Annotated in this window: 3 protein-coding genes; all 3 read left to right on the top strand. The window is 57.3% G+C overall.

Features of this window, described 5'->3' with window-relative positions:
* The first annotated feature begins 65 nt into the window (after window positions 1-65).
* Window positions 66-1,151 carry a DUF262 domain-containing protein gene (locus IG178_RS24175; RefSeq protein ID WP_193215164.1) on the top strand — a complete coding sequence of 362 codons (1,086 nt, stop codon included), beginning with the start codon at window positions 66-68 and terminating at the stop codon, window positions 1,149-1,151.
* Window positions 1,138-1,890, top strand: coding sequence for an MAE_28990/MAE_18760 family HEPN-like nuclease (locus IG178_RS24170; protein ID WP_193215163.1), 753 nt, complete (start codon window positions 1,138-1,140; stop codon window positions 1,888-1,890). The genes IG178_RS24175 and IG178_RS24170 overlap by 14 nt, the downstream gene beginning before the upstream one ends.
* On the top strand, window positions 1,890-2,302 hold a 413-nt coding region (locus IG178_RS24165), incomplete at its 3' end, for a DNA cytosine methyltransferase (protein WP_193215162.1). The genes IG178_RS24170 and IG178_RS24165, both read left to right, overlap by 1 nt.

The raw sequence follows: 2,302 nt of genomic DNA, 5'->3' as shown, positions 1-2,302 counted from the left end.
CGCCCCGGTAGCCTAGAGTCAAGGCCTACCTGTCGGAGGTGAAGCAAGCAGAAGGAGGAGGTGCGATGGTGGCGCGGTCCAAGGATCGACCGACTGCGGAGCAGATCGAGCTTGCCGAAGCGCAGATCGTTGAGCAGTCCAAACGAATCGACTTCTTCCTCACGGAGTATTCCGTCGAGCTGCTGGCCCAGAAGGTCCGCGACGGCGAATATGTCGTGCCCGCGTATCAGCGCGAGTTCACCTGGGAGGAGCGTCGTAAGTCTCGGTTCATTGAGTCGTTGATTATGGGTCTTCCGATTCCGTTCATCTTCTTCTGGGAGATGCCGGACGGGCGGCTGGAAATCGTTGACGGCTCGCAGAGACTGCGCACTATCGAAGAGTTCATTTACGGCGGATTCCAGCTTGGCGAACTTGATCCTCTGACACATCTGTCGGGATTCCGTTTCGATGACCTCCCCGAGTCGAGGCAGCGAAAGATCAAGAACCGATCAGTTCGCGGCATCGTTCTGAATGAGCATGCCGATGAGGCGGCGCGGCTCGACATGTTTGAGCGCATCAACACGGGCAGCAAGATCGCCAACAATGCAGAGATTCGTCGTGGCGCTCTCGCTGGGCCGTTCCTGGACGTTGTAACTGAACTTGCTAACGTGCCGCTCCTTGCCCAGCTCGCGCCGATGCCAGCGAAGGCCAAGAGAGAGCGTGGCTACGAGGAACTCGTCACGCGACTCTTCGCTTACGGAGACGGTCTTGACGGCTATCGAGACCGGCCTTCCGACTTCCTCTTCACTTACTCAAAGAAGATGAATCAAGAGTTCGCTTCAAACCCGGACCTGGCGGACGCATATCGCCAGCGGTTCAATGCTGTTCTTGATTTTGTGTCACGCAACTTCCCGTTCGGATTCCGTAAAGCCGAGCAGAGCACGGCCACGCCGCGGACGCGATTCGAGTCGATTGCTATCGGCGTTGACCGGGCACTGGCTGAGATGCCGGAGCTTGCCGACCGCCCGGCCGACCAGATTGATGTCGCCTCCTGGATTAGTCTGCCGGAGTTCCAGAAGATCACGAGTTCGGACGGTGCGAATGCGATCGCTCGCCTTCGCGGACGTATTGATTTCGTGAAGCACAAGCTGGTGGGGCATGGCGACGATTGATCTTGCTCCGTTTTTTGAGGAGAGGTACGAAGAAATAGAGGCGTACCTCTCTTTTCTGCAGAACGTCGAGGATGCCGCCCGCGAGGGCACACCCCGCCTGCGTGGAACCGACGCTCCGATCACCACTGAGCAGAAGAAGATTCTCAACTCAAGTCTCTACCTACAGCTCTACAACCTCGTAGAAGCCACCGTGCTCCGATGCTTGGAAGCGGTTGTCGCCGCCGTCGAGGAAACGGAACGGCGTCCGAGCGAGCTAAGCATTGGTCTCCGAACTGAGTGGGTGCGTTCGATCGCGCGCACTCATAGCGATCTGGGGCCGGACAAACGTCTGCAAGCGGCACTTGATCTGTGCGAGCAGTTGTTGCAGCAGATGCCTGTCAAAGGGTTCAAGATAGAACCTGGTGGGGGCGGAAACTGGGACGACTCTTCGATTGAGAAGATATGTGAACGAGTTGGCTGTGGCCTGACGCTCTCACCTGATGTCCTCGAAGCGGCAAAGCGTCACATTCGAGATGACATGGGCGCCCTCAAACTAGTTAAGAACCGTCGCAACGGACTTGCTCATGGGTCGCTGTCATTCGTTGACTGCAGCGATGGCGTGACGGTAGCGGAGCTCAAGGTCCTCGCTACTGCGGTCGGAGACTATCTGAGAGAAGCAGTTGGATGTTTCGTGAGCTTTATCCAGGTCGAGATTGCGAAGAGCAAAGAGCAGATGGAGACGGAAGGAGTGGTCGCTTGATGAGTGAGGGCGAGAACGCTCCGACGATTCGTGCCGTCGATCTGTTCTGCGGAGTTGGCGGCCTGACATACGGCCTCGTCCAGGCAGGTATCGAAGTTGTTGCGGGCATCGATATCGACCCGGCGTGCAAGTATCCCTACGAGGCCAATAACAAGGCCAAGTTCATTGAACGTGATGTCAATGAACTTTCGGCGTCTGACGTTGCAGCCATGATTGGCGGTGCCGACATCAGCATGATCGCTGGATGCGCCCCATGCCAGCCGTTTTCAACGTACAGCCGGTCGGGCAGGAGCAAGAAGCGCGGAGACGACTGGCAACTTGTTGAGACGTTCGGCAAGCTCGTGAAGGAAGTCCAGCCCGATCTGGTCACGATGGAGAATGTTCCTCAGCTACTCGACCATCCCGTCTTCGA

The sequence above is a fragment of the Neoluteolibacter marinus genome, from assembly GCF_014904755.1.
Taxonomy (GTDB): Bacteria; Verrucomicrobiota; Verrucomicrobiia; order Verrucomicrobiales; family Akkermansiaceae; genus Haloferula; species Haloferula marina.
The sequence above is the reverse complement of the archived record's forward strand: the minus strand, read 5'-3'. Positions and strand labels throughout refer to the sequence as shown.

What these genes read in the sequence shown, in the direction of transcription:
- IG178_RS24175 (WP_193215164.1), top strand. Translation starts at nt 66, where the DNA reads ATGGTGGCGCGGTCCAAGGATCGACCGACTGCGGAGCAGATCGAGCTT.
- IG178_RS24170 (WP_193215163.1), top strand. Translation starts at nt 1,138, where the DNA reads ATGGCGACGATTGATCTTGCTCCGTTTTTTGAGGAGAGGTACGAAGAA.